The sequence below is a fragment of the Pseudomonas sp. zfem002 genome (assembly GCF_032621685.1).
Taxonomy (GTDB): domain Bacteria; phylum Pseudomonadota; class Gammaproteobacteria; order Pseudomonadales; family Pseudomonadaceae; genus Aquipseudomonas; species Aquipseudomonas japonica.
On record NZ_JAVYJH010000019.1, the window covers coordinates 28,176 to 45,978 of the forward strand.

At 62.9% G+C, this 17,803-nt stretch carries 17 protein-coding genes; 11 read left to right on the plus strand and 6 right to left on the minus strand.

Going from position 1 to position 17,803, the window contains the following annotated elements; all coding sequences use genetic code 11:
• The first annotated feature begins 8 nt into the window (after positions 1 to 8).
• From RTI28_RS19990 to RTI28_RS30440, 9 genes are read left to right on the plus strand one after another with little or no spacing between them, the layout of a single operon-like run.
• Positions 9 to 986, plus strand: coding sequence for a WD40/YVTN/BNR-like repeat-containing protein (locus RTI28_RS19990; RefSeq protein WP_316922023.1), 978 nt, complete (start codon positions 9 to 11; stop codon positions 984 to 986).
• A gap of 38 nt (positions 987 to 1,024) precedes the next feature.
• On the plus strand, positions 1,025 to 2,245 hold the full coding sequence (locus tag RTI28_RS19995) for an amine dehydrogenase large subunit (RefSeq protein ID WP_316922024.1): 1,221 nt from the start codon (positions 1,025 to 1,027) through the stop codon (positions 2,243 to 2,245).
• The gene (locus RTI28_RS20000) at positions 2,239 to 2,793 is read left to right on the plus strand and encodes a MauE/DoxX family redox-associated membrane protein (RefSeq protein WP_316922025.1); all 555 of its coding nucleotides are present in this window, start codon (positions 2,239 to 2,241) and stop codon (positions 2,791 to 2,793) included. The genes RTI28_RS19995 and RTI28_RS20000 overlap by 7 nt, the downstream gene beginning before the upstream one ends.
• Positions 2,790 to 3,380 (plus strand): redoxin domain-containing protein, encoded by a 591-nt coding sequence (locus RTI28_RS20005; protein WP_316922026.1) that lies wholly within the window; start codon positions 2,790 to 2,792, stop codon positions 3,378 to 3,380. Before RTI28_RS20000 ends, RTI28_RS20005 begins: the two co-directional genes overlap by 4 nt.
• 8 nt (positions 3,381 to 3,388) lie before the next feature.
• Positions 3,389 to 3,907: a methylamine dehydrogenase light chain gene (locus RTI28_RS20010; protein ID WP_377696998.1), complete on the plus strand. Its 519-nt coding sequence runs from the start codon at positions 3,389 to 3,391 to the stop codon at positions 3,905 to 3,907.
• A gap of 3 nt (positions 3,908 to 3,910) precedes the next feature.
• Complete coding sequence (locus RTI28_RS20015; RefSeq protein WP_316922027.1) at positions 3,911 to 4,348, plus strand: hypothetical protein; 438 nt, start codon at positions 3,911 to 3,913, stop codon at positions 4,346 to 4,348.
• Positions 4,345 to 4,944, plus strand: coding sequence for a c-type cytochrome (locus RTI28_RS20020; protein WP_316922028.1), 600 nt, complete (start codon positions 4,345 to 4,347; stop codon positions 4,942 to 4,944). Before RTI28_RS20015 ends, RTI28_RS20020 begins: the two co-directional genes overlap by 4 nt.
• A 48-nt stretch (positions 4,945 to 4,992) precedes the next feature.
• On the plus strand, positions 4,993 to 5,487 hold the full coding sequence (locus RTI28_RS20025) for a hypothetical protein (protein ID WP_316922029.1): 495 nt from the start codon (positions 4,993 to 4,995) through the stop codon (positions 5,485 to 5,487).
• On the plus strand, positions 5,484 to 5,669 hold the full coding sequence (locus tag RTI28_RS30440; RefSeq protein WP_410479018.1) for a hypothetical protein: 186 nt from the start codon (positions 5,484 to 5,486) through the stop codon (positions 5,667 to 5,669). Before RTI28_RS20025 ends, RTI28_RS30440 begins: the two co-directional genes overlap by 4 nt.
• Positions 5,670 to 5,676: 7 nt before the next feature.
• Here RTI28_RS30440 and RTI28_RS20035 read toward each other — a convergent pair whose 3' ends face one another.
• The 5 genes from RTI28_RS20035 to RTI28_RS20055 all read right to left on the minus strand — a co-directional run bounded on the left by RTI28_RS20035 (position 5,677) and on the right by RTI28_RS20055 (position 13,630).
• Positions 5,677 to 7,809, minus strand: coding sequence for a TonB-dependent receptor (locus RTI28_RS20035; RefSeq protein WP_316922030.1), 2,133 nt, complete (start codon positions 7,807 to 7,809; stop codon positions 5,677 to 5,679).
• A 327-nt stretch (positions 7,810 to 8,136) separates the two neighbouring features.
• Positions 8,137 to 9,063, minus strand: a complete 927-nt coding sequence (locus RTI28_RS20040; protein ID WP_316922031.1) for an ABC transporter permease — start codon at positions 9,061 to 9,063, stop codon at positions 8,137 to 8,139.
• A 70-nt stretch (positions 9,064 to 9,133) separates the two neighbouring features.
• Positions 9,134 to 10,723, minus strand: a complete 1,590-nt coding sequence (locus tag RTI28_RS20045; RefSeq protein WP_316922032.1) for an ABC transporter substrate-binding protein — start codon at positions 10,721 to 10,723, stop codon at positions 9,134 to 9,136.
• Positions 10,724 to 10,751: 28 nt separating this feature from the next.
• A complete protein-coding gene (locus RTI28_RS20050) occupies positions 10,752 to 12,587 on the minus strand; it encodes an ABC transporter ATP-binding protein (RefSeq protein WP_316922033.1) in 1,836 nt (611 codons plus the stop codon).
• Between the two features lie 8 nt (positions 12,588 to 12,595).
• On the minus strand, positions 12,596 to 13,630 hold the full coding sequence (locus RTI28_RS20055; protein ID WP_316922034.1) for an ABC transporter permease: 1,035 nt from the start codon (positions 13,628 to 13,630) through the stop codon (positions 12,596 to 12,598).
• A 340-nt stretch (positions 13,631 to 13,970) separates the two neighbouring features.
• On the opposite strand from RTI28_RS20055, the gene RTI28_RS20060 reads away from it, so the two are divergent.
• Positions 13,971 to 14,393 (plus strand): hypothetical protein, encoded by a 423-nt coding sequence (locus tag RTI28_RS20060; RefSeq protein ID WP_316922035.1) that lies wholly within the window; start codon positions 13,971 to 13,973, stop codon positions 14,391 to 14,393.
• A gap of 230 nt (positions 14,394 to 14,623) precedes the next feature.
• Here the strand turns inward: RTI28_RS20060 and RTI28_RS20065 are convergent, their stop codons facing one another.
• Positions 14,624 to 15,373, minus strand: a complete 750-nt coding sequence (locus tag RTI28_RS20065; RefSeq protein WP_316922036.1) for a hypothetical protein — start codon at positions 15,371 to 15,373, stop codon at positions 14,624 to 14,626.
• A 241-nt stretch (positions 15,374 to 15,614) separates the two neighbouring features.
• Here RTI28_RS20065 and RTI28_RS20070 point away from each other — a divergent pair, with 241 nt between their 5' ends.
• The gene (locus RTI28_RS20070; protein ID WP_316922037.1) at positions 15,615 to 17,777 is read left to right on the plus strand and encodes an Hsp70 family protein; all 2,163 of its coding nucleotides are present in this window, start codon (positions 15,615 to 15,617) and stop codon (positions 17,775 to 17,777) included.
• Positions 17,778 to 17,803: the final 26 nt, after the last annotated feature.

The following is a 17,803-nucleotide window of genomic DNA, read 5'->3' on the forward strand; positions in this document are numbered from 1 at the left end:
GCTGAGTGATGAAAAGTGTTCGAGTGTTGCCTTGGGTGCTGGGACTGATGTGCGCGACGCCGGGCTGGGCGGCGCCGGCCATTGCCCTGCACGAGGTGCGCCAGGCGCCGCTGGTGGCGGTCGCGCGGGCGGGGCAGGGCTGGGTGGCGGTGGGCGACCATGGCGTGGTGGCGCTGTCGGGCGATGGTCGTGCGTGGCAACAGGCCCAGCGCGTGCCGGTGGATGGGCTGCTGACTGCGGTGAGCTTCATCGATGAGCGGCAGGGCTGGGCGGTGGGGCATAGCGGGGTGCTGCTGCACAGCGTCGATGGCGGCCGCAACTGGGACCTGCAACAGCGCCTGGACGGCAGGCCGGTACTGCTCTCGGTACTGTTCAGCGACAGTCGTAACGGCCTGGTCGTCGGTGCCTACGGCTATGCCGCGCGCACTGTCGATGGCGGCAAGACCTGGCAGCGAGTGCAGGTGGGTGAGGAGGGCGACGACTTCCACCTCAACCAGGTGTTCAGCGCCGCCGACGGCAGCCTGTTCATCGCCGGCGAGGCCGGCCACGCCTACCGCTCCAGCGACCAGGGGGCGTCCTGGCAACGGCTGGACACGGGCGTCAGTGGCTCGTTGTGGACCGGCACCGGCCTGCGCGATGGCCGTGTGCTGCTGGCCGGCATGAGCGGGCGGGTGCTCCTGGGGGACGCTCAAGGCCGCGAATGGCGTGTGCTGGACAGCGCCAGCCACGAGGCGATCACGGCCGTGACGCAACTGGACGATGGCCGCGTGGCCCTGGTCGGCAACGCCGGCCTGGTGGCGGTTTCCGACCCGCAGGTGGCTCAGTTCACCAGCCACCAGCGCGAGGACCGCCTGAACCTCTCGGCCCTGGCCGCGCCGTCAGGTCGCCTGCTGCTGTTCGGCAGCGCTGGCGTGCTGGACAGCGTGGCACCGGATGCCAAAGCGCCTGGCGCCGCGCGCCAATCCAGCGCAAAAGCCCCTCGATAGACTCAAGCCCAGGCCGATCGCCTGTAGCGGAGCACCCAATGTTCAAGCAATTCCTGCGTCATCTGTTGTGTGGTCTTTCGTTGTGCGCCGGCGCTGCCTCGGCGTTCGCGGGTTTCATGCCGGAGCAGGCCCGTGTCGAAGTGCTGGATGATCATCGTGACCAGCACTGGTTCTGGATCTGGGGCAGCAACGCGCCCAACATGGTCGATGGCCGTGCCTACCTGTTCGACGACCAGGGTCGCAACCTCGGCCAGTTGAGTACCGGCATCTGGTCCAACGGCCTGCAACTGGCCCAGGGCCGCGACGAGCTGTATGCCACCGAGATCCATTTCAGCCGTGGCGTGCGCGGCAAGCGCAGCGACGTGGTCACGGTGTACGACGCCCGCACCCTCAGCCCCAAGCACGAGATCGAGATCCCGGCCAAGCGCATGACCGCGCTGATCTCCACCGGGCTCAGCGTGCTGTCCGATGACGAGCGCTTCCTGCTGGTACTCAACTTCACCCCGGCGCAGTCGATCTCGGTGGTCGACCTGGAGCGCCAGCGCTTTGTCAGCGAAGTGCCGATCCCCGGCTGTGCGTCGATCTATCCGGCCGGTCCCCGCGACTTCTACGCGATCTGCGGCAATGGCGGTTTCTTCCACCTGCGCCTGGGCGATCAGGGGCAGGTGACCCTGCAGGAGCGCACGCCTCCGGCATTCGACCCGCTCAAGGACCTGCTGCTGACCACCGGCGTGCGTGATGGCGACACCTGGTACTTCGTCTCGCAGCAGAATCACGCCTATGCCCTGGGCATGCGCGCCGATGGTGTACAGCCGCTCGCGCAGTGGTCGTTGCTCAGCGACGAGGAACGCAGCGATGGCTGGGGGATCGCCGGCAACCACGGCGTGGCCTTCCACCGGCAGAGCGGGCGGCTGTTCGTGCTGATGCACAAGGACTTGCCGGAGAACTACCAGAAACCCGGCACCGAGGTGTGGGTGTACGACGTGCGCACCCGGCAGCGGCTGGCGCGTCTGCCGCTCAAGGAGCAGAGCACCGCCATCGGCGTCAGCCAGGGTGCGCAGCCACGCCTGTACAGCCTGGATTGGGTCGCGCCCATGCCGAGGCCCTTTGCCCTGTGGATCTACCTCACCGAAGGCGAGGCCGGGCTGACGCCACTGCTGCGCCAGGCCGTGAACCTGTACGACGCCGACAGCGGCGAGCATTTGCGCAGCGTCGGCGATATCCCCCTGGGCTTTCTCAATGTGGTGATGCCATGGTGAGCGTCGAGCTGCTCCACGATCCGCTGGTGCATGTTGCCAGCGCCGGCGGCCTGGGCCTGCTGCTGGGCGCCGCGGCGCTGCACAAGCTGCGCGCCCCCGAGGCGTTCGCCCAGGTGCTGCAGCGCTATGCCCAGGTGCTCGGGCCATGGTGCGCGGCACCGCGGTGGCCGCACCTGCTGGCGCTGCTGGAGGTGCTGGCCGCCGCCGGGCTGCTGCTCAGCAGCCGCTGGCCGCTGGCGGCCCTGCCCGCGGCGCTGCTGCTGGCGCTCTACGCCGGGGTGCTGGCGCTGAGTGCGCGCCACGGTGCGGTCATCGAGGATTGCGGCTGCCACTTCGGCGGTCGCCCGCAGCCGCCGGCCCGGGCGCTGGTGTGGCGCAACCTGCTGCTGGCGGCACTGGCGGCGAACCTGCTGGTGCCGATGAGCGCGCGGACGCTGACCTGGCTCGACGTCTTCACCCTGGTCGTCGTCTTCATCGGCGCCGCCGCCAGCTACCAACTGGCGAACCTGCTGATTTCCAACCGTGTATCCCTGAGGCAACGGCCATGACCCATGCTCTGATAATTTCCTGCCTGCTGTCGTGGGCGCTGATCCTGCTGCTGATCCTCGCGGTGTGGGCCCTGGCGCGCCAGGTCGGGCTGCTCCACGAACGCCTCCAGCCGGTGGGCGCGCTGTCGCTGGGCAAGGCGATCAAGGCCGGCGCGCCGGCACCGCTGTTCACCCTGCCGAGCCTGACCGGTGGTGCCGTCAGCCTGGGCGGCGCCAGGGCGCAGCCGACCTTGCTGTTCTTCCTTTCCGAAACCTGCCCGGTGTGCAAGACGCTGCTGCCGGTACTCGACGCCCTGCGCCGCCAGGAGCGCCTGGACATCGTCCTGGCCAGCGACGGCGAAGCCGCCGCGCACCTGGCCTTCATCGCTGCCCAGGGCCTGCAGGGCTATCCCTACCTGCTGTCGCGGGAGGTCGGCCTGGCGTACCAGATCAGCAAACTGCCCTACGCGGTGCTGATCGACGAGCAGGGCAGCGTCGCCAGTCATGGCCTGGTCAACAGCCGTGAGCACCTGGAGAGCCTGCTGGAAGCGCGGCGCCTGGGGCATCCCACGGTCCAGGCGTACAACGCCGCGCAGCAGGAGGCCTGAGCATGACGATCAAATGGTTCGACGAAGCCACCCAACTGCTGACCCGTCGCGTTGCCCGTGGCACCTCGCGCCGAGGCTTTCTCGGTGGCCTGGGCACCTTGCTGGTTGGCGCCGGGGCGACCACGCTGCTGCCGGTGTTCCGCGGCGGTGCCTTCGCCCAGTCCAGCGCCGGGCTGCAGGAGTCCGGCGACCCGAACAGCTGCGAGTACTGGCGTCACTGCGCCATCGACGGCTTTCTCTGCGGCTGTTGCGGCGGCACCTCCAGTAGTTGTCCGCCCGGCACCGTGCGCTCGGACATCACCTGGATCGGCACCTGCCGCAACCCCACCGATGGCAAGGACTACGTGATCTCGTACAACGACTGCTGCGGCAAGAGCAACTGCGGCCGCTGCGTCTGCCAGCGCGACCAGGGCGACACGCCGCTGTACCGACCGCAGAGCTCCAACGACATCAACTGGTGCTCCGGCAGCCAGGCGGACATGCCGTACCACTGCTCGCTGTCGGTGGTGATCGGGGTCAAGGAGTAGGGCATGGCCAGCCGACTGTCCTGGGTGCTGCTGCTGGCGCTGGCGACGCAGGCCTGGGCCACCGAGCCGCGCCAGTTCGACTACATGCTCAGTTGCCAGGGTTGCCACTTGCCCGACGGCAGTGGCAATCCGCAGCGCGGCGTGCCGGCCTTTCCCGGCCAGCTGGGCAAGTTCCTGTGGGTGCCGGGGGGCCGTGAGTACCTGGTGCAGGTGCCCGGCTCGGCCTTGTCGGGGCTGTCGGACGAGGCCCTGGCCGGCGTCCTGAACTGGATGCTGGTGCGTTTCGACGCCAGCCATCTGCCCGCGGATTTCCAGGCCTACAGCGGCGCCGAAGTGCGGCAGTGGCGCCACGCGGTACCTGCCGACGTCAACGCCACCCGCGAGCGCCTGCTGAAACGCATCGCCGAACAAGAACAACCACCAGGGAACACCGACCGATGAGACCTCGCCTGTGTGCCGGCCTGCTGGCCCTCACCGCCACCTTCAGCGCGCTCGCCGCGCCGCCACCGCCCCAGGCGGCCACCTGTGTGGCCTGCCACGGCAGCGCGGGCCAGGGTAATCCGGCCCTGGGTGCGCCGCGCCTGGCCGGGCAGCAGGGCGACTACCTGCTGACCCAGCTGCGCGACTTCCAGGCCGGGCGCCGCGGCTACGACCCGCGGGACAGCCATGGCGCGCAGATGCGCGCCATCGCCGCCAACCTGACCGAGGACGATCGCCAGGCCTTTGCGCGCTACTTCGCCGGGCTTGGCGCAGCGACCACGGCGCTGCCTGCCGCCGGCCAGGGGCAGGCGCTGTACCAGGGCACCTGCGCCGCCTGTCATGGCCCCCAGGGGCAGGGCTTCGCGCACCTGAAGACGGCCAACCTGCGGGTGCTCGACCGCGTCTACCTCGAGCGGCAGTTGCAGGCCTTCAGCGAAGGCACGCGCGGCAGTGAACAACACGCCAGCGAACTGGCGATCTGGATGCGCGGCATCGCCTTGCAACTGCATGACGAGCAGCAGCGCAAGGCGTTGCTCGACTACCTCACCGCCCCCTGAACCGCCTACCCATGGTCAACACGCTGCTTTTCAATGGACGGGATTCCCATGCCATCACCTGAGTTTCTCAAAGGCTTGCGCCACGAACTGGCCAACCGTGCTTTCGCCCATGCTGCGGTCACCCGCATGGCCACGCGCGTGGCCGGGCAGCCGGCCTACACCTTCTGGAAAACCTACGCCGACCTCGAGGCGTTCAACCAGCCGCGCTACCAGGCCGCGGCCGAGCACTGGGGGCTGGACACCACCCCGGGTCGGGCGACCCGGGTGAAATCCTGGCTGGTGTCCTCCGTACCGCGGCCCCTGCAGGGGCTGCTGCTGCGCCTGGTCCACCACGAGACCGTGAAGTACCTGGCCTGGCTGCGGACCCTGCGCAGCATCGGCCCGGCGCAGGCCCAGCGCTTTCTCGACTACATGATCGACCAGGAGCAACTGCAAGTGGACATGATGGGCATGGCCCTGAGCGGTCGTTACCGCGATGTGGTGATTCCCGCCGACCAGTTCTTTTTCAAGTACAACGGCGTCAAGCTGCTGGAGCTGCCATGAAGGTATTGATCGTCCATGCTCACAACGAGCCGCAATCCTTCAACAGCGCCATGGCGCGGCTGGCGGTGGAGGTACTGGAGGACGAGGGCCAATCCGGTCATCTTCATGACCGGTGGCCCGTCCAGGGCGCCCTGTGTGCAGGACTGCGGGCGCAACTACCTGTAGCGGATCATGATGGCTGATAGGCACTCAGAACTTCTTGGTGACGAACAGGTTGATGAACCGTGGCTCGCTGTAGGCGTGGTAGTACGTCGGTTCCGTGCCGGAAAAGCGCGTGCGGTAGCCGCCTGACTGCGGCCGTCTCAGGTCGGTCAGGTTCTTGCCTTCCAGGCCGGTGGTGAGGGTGCCGTCCGGTGAGGTCCAGTTGATCGTGCCATTGAAGAAGGTCTGCGACGACACCGCGGTCTGCTCGGTGTTGAGCACGTCGGCATAGCGCTTGGATTCGAAGTTGGCATCCAGGCCAAGGCGCAGCGCACCGGGGATGTCCAGCGGCACCCGGTAGTTGACGCTGGCACTGGCTTGCCAGGTTGGCGCGTACGGGAAGTCCAGCCCTTTGAGGGTGGTCAGGCCTTGTTCGTTGGTGGGCAGGGTGGCGGTGAACTTGTCGTATTCGGTTTCCAGGTAGGCCAGGTTGAAGCCCAGCGTCAGGTTCTCTGTCGGCAAGGCGGAGATTTCCAGCTCTACGCCTTGCGAGTGGGCATCGCCGGCGTTGATCAGGAACGAACCCGCAGTGCCCAGGGCACCGGTGGTGTACGCGCGGACCTGGAATTCTTCGATGTTGTTGCGGTAGACCGCCAGGTTGGTGGTCAGGCGGTTGTTGAACCAGGCCGCCTTGATGCCGACCTCATAGGCTGTCGTCGTCTGCGGGTCGTAGGGCGTAACGGAGCTTTCCAGGCTGGTGGCGCGCAAGTCGAACCCACCGCTCTTGAACCCCTGGGAGTAGCTGACATAGCCCATCAGGTCGGGCGTGAACTTGTATTGCAGGCCGAGCTTGGGGGTGAAGCTGCTGTAGGTTTCCCAGGTGCCATTCACGTCGTAGCGAGCGGCCCCACTGGAGAACAGTGAGGAAAATAGATCCGGATCGAAGTTGCCGGGTAGCGGGTAGATCAGCGGCACGCCTGCTTGCGTGGCACCCAGGTTGTCGAATTTCTTGCGCTCTACGGTATAGCGCGCACCCAGGGTCGTGGAGAGTTGTTCCGTCAGCTCATAGTCGAACTGACTGAAGACCGCCCAGCTCCTGGTGTAGGAGTCGCTGTCCGCCCAGGCTCTGACCCCGACGTTGTTGAGGTTGCTCGATGCGCTCTGGTTCAGCCGGTTGTTGTTGAAGAACTCGTCGAAGTAATACAGGCCCACGACATAGTTCAGACGGTCATAGCTGCCGTTGAGGTTGAACTCCTGCGTCCAGTAGTGCTGGTCGAAGCCTGCGTAGCTGTCGCTCTTGATCGCGGTGACGCCGTCGTTGTCGTAGTAGATCGGGCCCTGCATGCCGCGCCAGGCACTGACCGACTTCAGGGTGATCTCCGGTGAGAAGTCGTAGAAGAAGGTCAGGGAGCCGCCATAGACCTGGGTCTTGTTCAGCGGGCGGGTATCCGACCAGGTTCTGTCCGGGTCCGGGCTGCCCCCGCCGGGCAGGCCATTGGGCTGGTTGTGCGGGGTGTAGTAGGTCTGTGAACTGCGATCCCACATGCCATCGGCACTGAACGAGGCGGACAGCTTGTCGGTAAGAACCGAGTTCAGTTTGGTGCGCAACATGGTCAGGTCGACGTCATTGACGTCCTTGTCCAGCGGAATGCTGTGGGTCCAGCCATCGCGCGTTCTGCGCACGACCGAGAACGAACCGTTGAGCCGCTCGTCATCGAGGATCGGGCCATTGACGCGGGCCTTCAGGTTGAGGTTGTTGTAGCTGCCGTAGGAGGTGCTGACCTCGGCGCTCGGGTCGGAGGTGGCGTCCTTGGTGACGAACTTGATCGCGCCCGCGCTGGAGTTTCGACCATAGAGCGTGCCTTGCGGCCCTCGCAGGACCTCGACCCTTTCCAGGTCGGGTGTGTCGTAGATGGAACCCACTGTTCGCGCGAGGTAGACATCGTCCACATAGACGGCCACGGTCGGCTCGGGGTAGGTGTCGATTTCGCCGACGCCGCGAATGGAATATTGCTGGGTGGTGTAGGAGGTGGAGCGCTTGGGCGCTACCAGGCCGGGAACTTTGCCGGAGAGATCGCGGAAGGTGGAAATCGACTGTTGGGCAATGTCATCGGCGGTGAAGGCGGTGACCGCGACGGGCGTTTCCTGCAGCGGTTGGGAGCGTTTCTGTGCAGTAACCACAACGTCACTCAGCCGGGGCTCGCTGCTGGAGGGGGCTTGCGTGCTGGCTGCGCCCTCCTGGTATTCATCCGCCTTTTTGTTTTTCTGTACGACATCGGCATAAGCGGGGGGCAGCATCATACCGAATGCGCCCAGGCCGATACTTACGGCAAGTTTCGACTTCTTCATTAGTGGTCTCGCTGGTCTTTGAATGTTTTTTCATAGGTATGGTCCAGCTGTTATCAGGTCCCTGCTGGCCAGATTAATGACTAATCAGCGAGCGGTGAAATACTGTTTTATGATGTTTATATTTTATAAAGTCATATCAAATATATTAGTAAATTGCATTTAATGATGTTGGGTATCCTGCTGTGTCCTCGGGTCGATACAGCGGTAGGACAAATCGACCAGCAGGTTGATCAGAACGTAGAGTGAGGCGATCAGCAGGACGGCGCCCTGGATCACCGGAATGTCCTTCTGGCCTACGGCTTCTATGACTGTGCGACCCAATCCCTGCCTGGCGAAGAGTATTTCGATCACCACGGTGCCCGACAGCAGTGTGCCCAGCAGCACGCCGAACAGGGTCACGACGGGCAATAGCGAGTTCTTCAGGGCATGCTTGAGGTAGATGTTCAGCAGGCCGCTGCCCTTGGCTTTCAGCGTCAGGACGTAGGGTTCGTTGAGGGTGTCGAGCATGCTGCTGCGTACCAGGCGGATAAGCGTGCCGGAGGCGATCAGTCCCAATGCCAGCGCGGGCAGGATCTGACTGCTGAAGCCCGTGTTGCCCACGGAGGGAAGCCATTGCAGCCTGACGGAAAACAGCAGGATGAGCAGCGTGCCCAGCCAGAAGGATGGCATGGATGCCAGTACCAGGGCGGTCCACTGGATGCCGCTGTCCAGCAGGCTTTTGTGGCAGATGGCGGAAAGACTGCCCAAGGCAATGCCCGCCAGCAAGGCAACCAGGGCCGCGAGGAGGGCCAGCTCCAGCGTAGGGACCATCTGTTCCAGCAATCGGTCGAGCACGGGGGTGTTGGTGATGAACGACGTCCCCAGATCGCCAGTCAGCAGTTTGCCCAGGTAGGAGGCGTACTGCTGGAGTATGGGCCTGTTGGTACCGAGCTGTTCCTGGATGGCGTGGATGGTTTCCTGACTGGCGTTTTCTCCCGCAACGATCTCGGCGGGGTCACCTGGCAGCCAGAACAGGATGAAGAAGACCAGGGTGATCGTGCCGAGGATGACGCCCAGGGAATGGATAAGCCGATTCAGCATGTACATGTTCGGTCTCGCTGACGAGGCGGGCACGCTTCGACCACCGTGTCGAAGCGTGCCTGCGGACTATCGGGAGTCAAGGCTGGGCAATGCGTGCCGCCTGGAAGAGCGGAAAACCGCCCTGATCCAGCACGATGCCACTCACCCTGCTCGAGTGGGCGAGCGTGTAGGGCAGGACATAGATGGGCACGGAGTAGGTTTTGCCGATGATGCGTTCCTGGATCTTCTTGTAGCGCTCGCGGCGCTGGCCCTTGTCGGTTTCCTGGCTGGCCTGGGTCAGCCAGGCGGAGAGGGTGTCGTCGGCCAGGGTGATGATGCGGATGCCGCCCGCTCTCCTGTCGCGGTAGATGCTTCTCAGCACATCGGGGTCGGAGGTGAACTGGCTGCCGTTGGAGATGTTCCACTCACCCTTGGCGATCTTCTCGAAGTTGAAGCCCAGCACCGAGTCGATGACGACATCGATGCCGACTTTCTTCAGGTGGTTCTTCACCATGGTAATGACGTCGAGGCGCTTTTCCCGGTTGCCCTCGAAGTGCACGAACACCAGGCGAAGCTTTTCGCCATTGCGTGTCCGGATGCCATCCTGGCCGAGGATCCAGCCTTGCCCGTCGAGCAGTTTCCTGGCTTGGTCCGGGTCGTACTTCCAGCTGTTCTCCAGGCTCGCGTCATAGCCGGGCAGCGAGGGCGAAAGCGGCGACCAGGCTCTCTTGAAACGTCCGAGGTAGAGCGTCTTGACGATCGAATCGACGTCGATGGCCAGGCGTACGGCAGTGCGCACATTTTCATCATCCAGCGGCGCGCGCAGGGTGTTGAAGTACAGGGAGAAGTTGTGGTTCAGCAGTTCCTTCTGCTGCACGACGAAGTGGTTGTCGGCGGCGAGTTCGATGAGGTTCTGCGGCGGTACGATGTCCACGGCGTCGACCTGGCCGCTTTTCAGGGCAGCAATGCGCGTGGTTTCGTCCGGCAGGTTTTTCAGGATGAGGCGATCGATGACCGGCGCTGCATTGTCTGGAAACAAGGCGGATGCCCAGGCGTACTGCGGATTGCGCTCCAGGTTGATCTGCGTGCCGTGACTGAGGCTCTTGAACAGGAAGGGGCCGCTGCCCACCGGGTTCGAGGCGAACTCCTTGCCGTACTTCGCGACCGCCGCTGGAGAGACGATGCCAAAGGTGGATTTGGACAGTTTGTTCAGCAGTGCCGCATCAGGGCGTTTGAGAAAAAGCCTGACCGTGAGCGGGTCGACGACCTCTGCTTTTTCATAGGCGTCGAAGTCCTGGTAGGTGGCGAACGAGGCGGGCTCGGCCATGCGCTCGAAGTTGAACTTCACGGCGGCGGCGTCCAGGACTGTACCGTCATGAAAGGTGACGCCTTCCTTCAAATGGAAGGTATAGGTCCTGTTATCGGCGGAGACTTCCCAGGAGCGCGCCAGCCAAGGGCCTGTTTCGTCGTTCGGCAGCAGGACGACCAGGCTGTCGAATATTTGTCTCAGCATCCGGTTGTGGGGGGCGAAGGCGATCAGGTGCGGGTCGAGCTGGAACTGGGTCTGTGCGCCGCCATCGATGCCGAAGACCACCTGCCTGGCGGCGCTTGTGGCAGGTTTGGATTCGTCCGGGTTGCCGCAGCCGACAAGAATGCCGGCGAGGAGGGGGGCCAGCCAGAACTTCATGTTGGAACGCATGGGGTTTTCCTTATGACTACAGCGGGAAGTGACAGGCTGCCCAACGATCGCTGGCGATCAGGCGAAGCTCGGGTGCTTCGCGTGTGCACTGCACGGTCGCCGCCGGACAGCGGGTGTGAAACACGCAGCCGTCCGGCAGGTGGGTGGGCGATGGAATTTCCCCGCTGAGCAGGAGGTCGGAAGGCCCGGCAGCCTGCCCCGGGTTGGTGCTCGCCAGGGCGCGGGTGTAGTGATGCGCCGGATGGCTGAACAGCTTGGTCGAGGGGGCGATTTCGACCAGCTTGCCGAGGTACATGACGCCGATACGGTCGCAGAGGTGGCGCACCACATTCAGCCCGTGGCCGATGAACAGATAGGACAGACCATATTTTTCCCTCAGGCTGATCAGCAGGTTGACGATCTGCTTCTGCACGGAAACGTCGAGGGCCGACACCGCTTCGTCGGCCAGGATGAATTGCGGATTCAGGGCAATGGCCCGGGCAATGCTGATGCGCTGACGCTGCCCGCCTGAGAATGAGCGCGGGTAGCGATGCAGGGCGTCAGGACTCAGGCCGACCTCCTGCAACAGCTCCTGAACGCGCTCCGAGAGTTCGCCGTTGTGCAGTTTGTGGTGCAGTTTCAGCGGCTCGCCAATGATGTCGCGGACCGTCCATTTCCAGTTCATCGCGTCGTAGGGATTCTGGAAGACGATCTGGGCGTTCCTGCGAAACGCCATCTGCTGTTCCCTGTCGGCCAGGGCGATGTCCTGGCCCTTGAACAGGATCTGTCCTGCTGTCGGTTTTTCCAGGCCGGTCAGCAAGCGGCCCAGCGTCGACTTGCCGCTGCCGGATTCGCCAATCAGGCCGAAGCTTTCGCCGTGCCGGATGGAGAAGGAAATGTCGTTGACGGCCTTGATCGGCTTGCCACGCGAATGCCTGGAATGAAACCACCTGGACACATTGCTGACGCTGAACAGTGCCTGGCTGTCGGTGTCCGGCGAGGGCGGCGCGACTGCGGGGCGAGCGCTCACTGTATCGCCGAGCGCGCGGCCGACGGCACTGTCCATTGGAATCAGTGCGCCCAGCAGCTTCTGGGTGTAGGGGTGCTGAGGCGTGTGGTAGAGGCGGCCGGTGTCGTCTCGTTCGACCACCTCGCCCTGGTACATCACCAGGGTGGCATCGCTGATCTGCGCCGCGACTTCCAGGTCATGGGTGATGAACAGGATGGACATCTGCCGTTGCTGCTTGATCTCGGCGAGCAGCTCGAGAATCTGCGCCTGGATGGTGACGTCCAGCGCGGTGGTTGGCTCGTCGGCGATCAGCAGCAGGGGATCGCAGGACAGCGCCATGGCAATCATGGCGCGCTGCAGCATGCCGCCGGAGAGTTCGTGGGGGTACTGGTCGAGACGCAGGTCGATGTCCGACATGCGCACATCCGCCAGCAGTTTGCGGGTTTTCTCCAGCGCGGCGTGGCGGCTCAGTCCATCGTGCTTGCGGATGACTTCCGTGATCTGGCTGCCGATCGTGTAGACCGGGTCGAAGGCCTTCATCGGCTCCTGGAAGATCATGGCGATCTGCTTGCCGCGCAGGGGGCGCATGTCCCGCTCGCTGAGCGCGAGAAGCGCCTGGCCGTTGAACGAAATATTGCCACTGATGGAGAACAGCCGAGGGTCGAGCAGACGCATCAGGGCCTGCGCTGTCAGGCTCTTGCCGCTTCCGGACTCGCCCACGATGCACAGTGTCTGGTTGTGCCGCAGGCTGAAGGACACGCCCTTGACCAGCGTTGTCGACAGGCCTTTCTGGCCTACGGCGATGTGCAGGTCGGTGACTTCCAGCAGTGGCGGTTGATCGGGTTGGGATTGGACGATAGTCATGGCGCTACTCAATGCGAGCGTTGCTTCAGGTCGATACGGTGTTTGAGGCGTTCTCCGACAAGGTTGATCGCGATGACCAACAGGGTGATGGCCAGGCCGGGGAAGATGCAGATCCACCAGGCAACACTCAGGTAGCTGCGGCCTTGTGCCAAGGTGTAGCCCCAGTCGGGGAGTTCCTCGATGGCACCCAGGCCGAGAAAGCTCAGCCCCGCTCCCGCCAGAATGGCGGTGCCGATACCGATGGTGGACTTGACCAGCAGTGGCGAAAGGCAGTGCGGGAACACGTGCCGGACGATGATCCAGGCCGTCGATGCGCCCATGGAGCGGGACGCTTCGACAAATGCGCGGTGGCGCACCGCAAGCACCGCGCTGCGCATGACGCGCACGTAGGCGGGAACGATCATCAGGCTGATCGCAAGGATGACGTTGGTGAAACTGGAGCCCAGTGCCGTGGCGATGATGATGGCGAGAAGAATGTCAGGCACCGACAGCCAGACATCGATCAGACGCATGATGAGGCGATCCAGCCGACCACCGCGAAAGCCCGCGAGCATCCCCAGGAACACACCGATGCTGCCGCCGATGAGTACGGCGCATATCCCCAGGATCAGCGATTGCCTGGCGCCATGGACGACCAGCGAGAAGACGTCCCGGCCATATTGGTCTGTGCCGAACAGGTGGGCCGCGCCTGGTGCGGCGAGAATCGCGTCCTGATCCATGTGCCGCGGATCGTGGCTGGCGAGCTGCTCTGGCAGGACTGCGCAGAGCAGCGCGGTGAGGATGAAGAGCAGGGGCAGCAGTCCGAGGACCTGGCCCAGGTAGGCAAGGCGTTGCCTGGCCAGGCCCGCGAGCTTGTGCAGACTGGATGGGGTGGGCGTGGGTGCCGGCACCGTCCGCTGTGCGGTCGGGGAAGGGCTGGAGGCGCTCGACGTGCGCCGCGTGACAGGCGTGCCTGGGCGATGGTCATGTGCCTTTACGGCAAGGTCACCCGGACTCTCGTACCCTCCGGGGCTGCGGGCAGGCGTAACGGCATGCTGCGTCATGGGGCTCTCATCAATGGGTTCTAGAGGTGGCGGTCTGCCGACTCGCTGACTAGAGCGCCCCAGGTAGATGAGGTGGCTTGGGTTTAACAGTATGGGTATAAGTTGTTGCCGTAAAATTCTTTTTGGTTATATGTTAATTATGAAAATACAGAATTTATATTTAAATAATTATGCGTGATATGAATTTTAAAGCGATGCATCGGACTGTGCTCGATCGCTGCCTTTGCTGAGGTGATGGCAGGTGCTGGAGGCATTCGGTCGGGCTGCGAGAACTTAAACGCCTGCTCCAAGTCTCATCGGCACTTTAGCTCCCCCCTCGTGCCTCTGGAGGCGAATACAAATGAGAAAACCCCTGGTTGCTGTCGTTGCTTGTGCATTGGCGCTCGGGATAACGGCATGGGTGCCCGCTGATATCTCGCCGATTGCTTCCGCCCATGCCAAAGGTGGTGGTGGCGGAGGTGGACACGGCGGTGGCAACGGCGGTGGGCATGCGGGTGGCATGGGCGGACATGGTGGAAATAGCAAGGGCTCTGCCAGTGATCACGCTGGAAAGGCGACGCGCGATCATGGCGCAAGCGGCAATCATTACGGTAGTTCGCGCAACAGCGACAACGGCCATGGGACCACCACCTCGGGTGTCGCTCGCGCCAAAGACACTCGCGGTTTGGCCAAGTCCACGGCCATCTCCCGAACCACGCCAGGCGATCACAATTCAAAAGGCCTGAGCAACGCTGTCGGATCCTCTTCGAAAAATGATCGATGATTCGACTGCTTCGCTGTGGTAACGACCCCGGCGTTCACGAAAGCCCAGCTCATGCTGGGCTTTTTTGTACCCGCAATAGCATGGAATTGACACGTGTGAGGCTGCGCCGCGTAGTGCCGCTTACGGAGGGGCGCAGCAGGAGCGACTGAATTGTCTGATGTTGGGTAAGTAAAAATGGCTGTTGAACACTGATTGAATGACATGAGCATTTATCCGTCCAGAACGATTGGTCATATCTTGCGCTTCATGATCTCAGCTTCGATTTGTTTGATTGCGTTGCTCTCTGTTGCCGTGGCAAGCGCTTCAGTGGTTGTGAGTATCTTGTTGGAGATTCGCCTCAAAATTAATGGACCTTGACTACCTTCTTTGCGTGTCAGCCCTTCAGGGCTATGGATCGATACCGATCTGTTTGTAAAGTAATTTCCGACAAGTTTGTTTTCGTTGCTCAGATAGAGCAAGTTATATGACCCCTTGAAGTTTGGCTGCTCCTTGCCCAGGCCAATGTGCTCGTACAGGATACACAGATCGGATCTTTCCGCGGTGTTGTCCTTGAGCGCCGCCACGATCGACTCATTGTAACCAAGCCTCTTGTCGAGATCCCAAGGCTCTGCTGAAGCGTTCTTGAAGAAGGCATCTTCATGAATGTATATTTCAGACCAGTTTTGCTCGATAGTAACGATCGCCAGATGGGGCCAGTCTCTTTGGTAATTAGGCAAGGTGCAGCCCATCCAGGTGCCTCCAAGGTCAGGTATGTCATTGCCAACGAATACCCAGGCTTTTTTATCATAAATCCAATAGATGCCCAGGAATACCAGAGAGTAGAGGCCGATAATATAAATGGCATCCAGACCCGCTATCTCCAGCAGTCTTGGGATGATGTATGAAATGGCCGCTGTAATTCCGTAGGCTATTGCGGCGATGCACGACAATACTTTCAATCTATTTCTTGCGTCGGTCGAGTAGGCGTGCAGTTTGCTCATTTACACGTCCCTTTGTGGGCCTGCAGGGTTATTGGCGACATTGGAGAGTGTAGCAACGTGTCTGGCAGTATCGTCGCCTTGCAGGGCTTGCACAGCAGGAGCCTGTTGAAGGGGGCCAGGATTTGATTTTTCCGGCGCTCAAGGCGCTTTGATATCATTCTCTCCCCAGCGAAAAAGCCCTGGCTTTCCAGCGTGTCCACACCCCGTGCCACGCGCCAGCGTCGGACTACAGGAGTAGCGCGTGAAGATCGGTGTTGATTTCGGGACGAGTTTCTCCAGTGCCGCGGTTTGCATGAATGGCAAGGTCCAGTACATCACCTTCGGCCAGGAGCGGCAGTTTCGCACCGCGGTGTTCTTCCCCGATCGGCGCGTGGATGAGTCGCTGTTCAGCCTCACTGCCGAGCACGAACGCGAGATCGACAACGCGATCCGGGCACGCAAGAGCCGCTACTCCCAACAGCTTGCCGATTATGAGAAGCGGCTTGCCGCGGTGCTCGGCGAGGAGCGGAAAAGGGCGCGCGAGGGCGATCCGTATTCGCCGCAGGAGAAGGAAAAGCGGCGTTCGACCCTGATCAAGCCGCGGCGCTTCGCCGACGAAGAGATGTATCGGATGGAGTTCAATGCGATCCTCCGGCGCTGGCGCGAACAGCAAAGCGAAAGCATCGCCCAGGAAGGGCTGCACGTCAGGCAGGCCACGGGGGTGTTCGGCGAGGATGCCATCGATGCGCTGTACAACAATGAACCCGGCACGATATTCCAGTCGCCCAAGTCCATGCTGGGCTTCAAGCTGGAGCCGCGTTATCTCGATGTCGTGACCGGTGTGGTGGCCCAGGTCCTGGCGCATATCCGCCAGGCCGCCGAACAGCAGCTGGGCACTGACGTTCGCGCGGTGGTGCTCGGGCGGCCTGTCGAGTTTCGCGGTATCGGGGCCAGCGTCGATCACCTGGCCCCGCAACGTCTGCTGGAGCAGGCAGCGAAGGATGCGGGCTTTACCGAGGTCGAGTTTCTCGAGGAGCCCTGTGCCGCCGCCTTGGCGTATCACGTGAACGAGCCGGTCGCACACGAGGCGCTGATCATCGATATCGGTGGCGGTACCACCGATGTCGCCTATGCCACGGTCGGTGGCAACGCCGCCAAGCCGGTGATCCACCGCGTCTGGGGCAAAGGGCTCGGTGGCACGGACGTGGATGTCGAGCTGTCCATGCGCGTGGCCATGCCGTTGTTCGGCCATGGGCATGAGCACGGGCTGGCGCAGTATGCCTACCGCAGTGCGGCGAAGGTGGCCGAGTTGAGCCGGCAGCAGGAGTTTCTCAAGACCTGCATCAAGCGCGTGGTCGAACCCTTCAGGACACGCCTGGAAGCACTGCGCCTGAAGGGCAGGACCGTCAGGCTCAACCGGGATGTCGAGCAGCTCAAGATCGAACTGAGTGACGACAGCACCGCTGGCCTCTCGCTGGACTTCATTGAACCGGACCTGGCGGCGCATGTTGACGACGTTGCGCTGACGGCAAGCGCGCGGGGTTTCCTGGACAAGCTTGGGCAACTGCTGGAACAGGTGCGCAGCGACCTGCCGGAGGCCAATCCGGTCATCTTCATGACCGGTGGCATGTCCCGGGCGCCCTATGTGCAGGACTGCGTGCGCCAGCACTTCGGTCTGTCGCGGATCGTGGCGGGCGATGCCTCGTTTGGCGTCGTGAGCGGGCTTGCGCAGTTTGCCCGGCCCGTCGAAACCGCAGCCCCCGCGCAGGAAGAACAGCGCATGACCCGCTTGCGCGAGCGCTATGCGCGGGTCATGGCGCACGCTGACGAGTCGGCGGCCCTCTACCGCACGAAAGTGGATGACTTCGAGGGTCAACTGCAGGTGCAGAAGCGCATTTTTGCCGGCACCGATATCGCCCGATACCTGGAGCTTCTCGAACAGCAGGTGAGCACCACCTATGAGGCCAACCAGCTGGCGGGCTGGCTGCCGCAAGGCGACAGGTTCACCGAGATCGAGTATTTCGAAGCGCTGGTGCGCCAGGACAGTGGCGCCCGGCGCTTCAAGTCGATGGCCGATGTGCCCGGGTTCCTCCGTCATGAGTTCGAGGATTGGGACGAGGAGGCCTTCCGCGCTTATGCCAAAGACCTTCGCCAGGAATATCGGAATGTCTGCGGCTGGGTGTTCGAGGCGCAGGAAACCATGGACGAGGAGCGGGGCTTCGAGGATTTCTTCGAGGAGCTCGGCGCCTGGCCCGATGGCGTGGAGGCGCTGAGGCGTTACAACGACCAGGCGCTCGCGCTGTTCGACAACCTCCAGGAAGGCTTGCAGCGCTGCCAGAAGGCCGGCCTTGATCTGCTGCAGATGGCTGACTATCGCCGCGAGGACTACGACCCTACCTTGATGCAGGAGCTGCTGGATTGCTGAGGTACTGCTCGCCGCTATCAACCGCC

Excerpts from the sequence above, each read along its gene's own strand:
- RTI28_RS20065 (WP_316922036.1), bottom strand. The coding sequence starts at position 15,373 with ATGAGCAAACTGCACGCCTACTCGACCGACGCAAGAAATAGATTGAAA.
- RTI28_RS20050 (WP_316922033.1), bottom strand. The coding sequence starts at position 12,587 with ATGACTATCGTCCAATCCCAACCCGATCAACCGCCACTGCTGGAAGTC.
- RTI28_RS20005 (WP_316922026.1), top strand. The coding sequence starts at position 2,790 with ATGACCCATGCTCTGATAATTTCCTGCCTGCTGTCGTGGGCGCTGATC.
- RTI28_RS20060 (WP_316922035.1), top strand. The coding sequence starts at position 13,971 with ATGAGAAAACCCCTGGTTGCTGTCGTTGCTTGTGCATTGGCGCTCGGG.
- RTI28_RS30440 (WP_410479018.1), top strand. The coding sequence starts at position 5,484 with ATGAAGGTATTGATCGTCCATGCTCACAACGAGCCGCAATCCTTCAAC.
- RTI28_RS20055 (WP_316922034.1), bottom strand. The coding sequence starts at position 13,630 with ATGACGCAGCATGCCGTTACGCCTGCCCGCAGCCCCGGAGGGTACGAG.
- RTI28_RS19995 (WP_316922024.1), top strand. The coding sequence starts at position 1,025 with ATGTTCAAGCAATTCCTGCGTCATCTGTTGTGTGGTCTTTCGTTGTGC.
- RTI28_RS20045 (WP_316922032.1), bottom strand. The coding sequence starts at position 10,723 with ATGAAGTTCTGGCTGGCCCCCCTCCTCGCCGGCATTCTTGTCGGCTGC.
- RTI28_RS19990 (WP_316922023.1), top strand. The coding sequence starts at position 9 with ATGAAAAGTGTTCGAGTGTTGCCTTGGGTGCTGGGACTGATGTGCGCG.
- RTI28_RS20015 (WP_316922027.1), top strand. The coding sequence starts at position 3,911 with ATGGCCAGCCGACTGTCCTGGGTGCTGCTGCTGGCGCTGGCGACGCAG.
- RTI28_RS20000 (WP_316922025.1), top strand. The coding sequence starts at position 2,239 with ATGGTGAGCGTCGAGCTGCTCCACGATCCGCTGGTGCATGTTGCCAGC.
- RTI28_RS20040 (WP_316922031.1), bottom strand. The coding sequence starts at position 9,063 with ATGTACATGCTGAATCGGCTTATCCATTCCCTGGGCGTCATCCTCGGC.
- RTI28_RS20025 (WP_316922029.1), top strand. The coding sequence starts at position 4,993 with ATGCCATCACCTGAGTTTCTCAAAGGCTTGCGCCACGAACTGGCCAAC.
- RTI28_RS20020 (WP_316922028.1), top strand. The coding sequence starts at position 4,345 with ATGAGACCTCGCCTGTGTGCCGGCCTGCTGGCCCTCACCGCCACCTTC.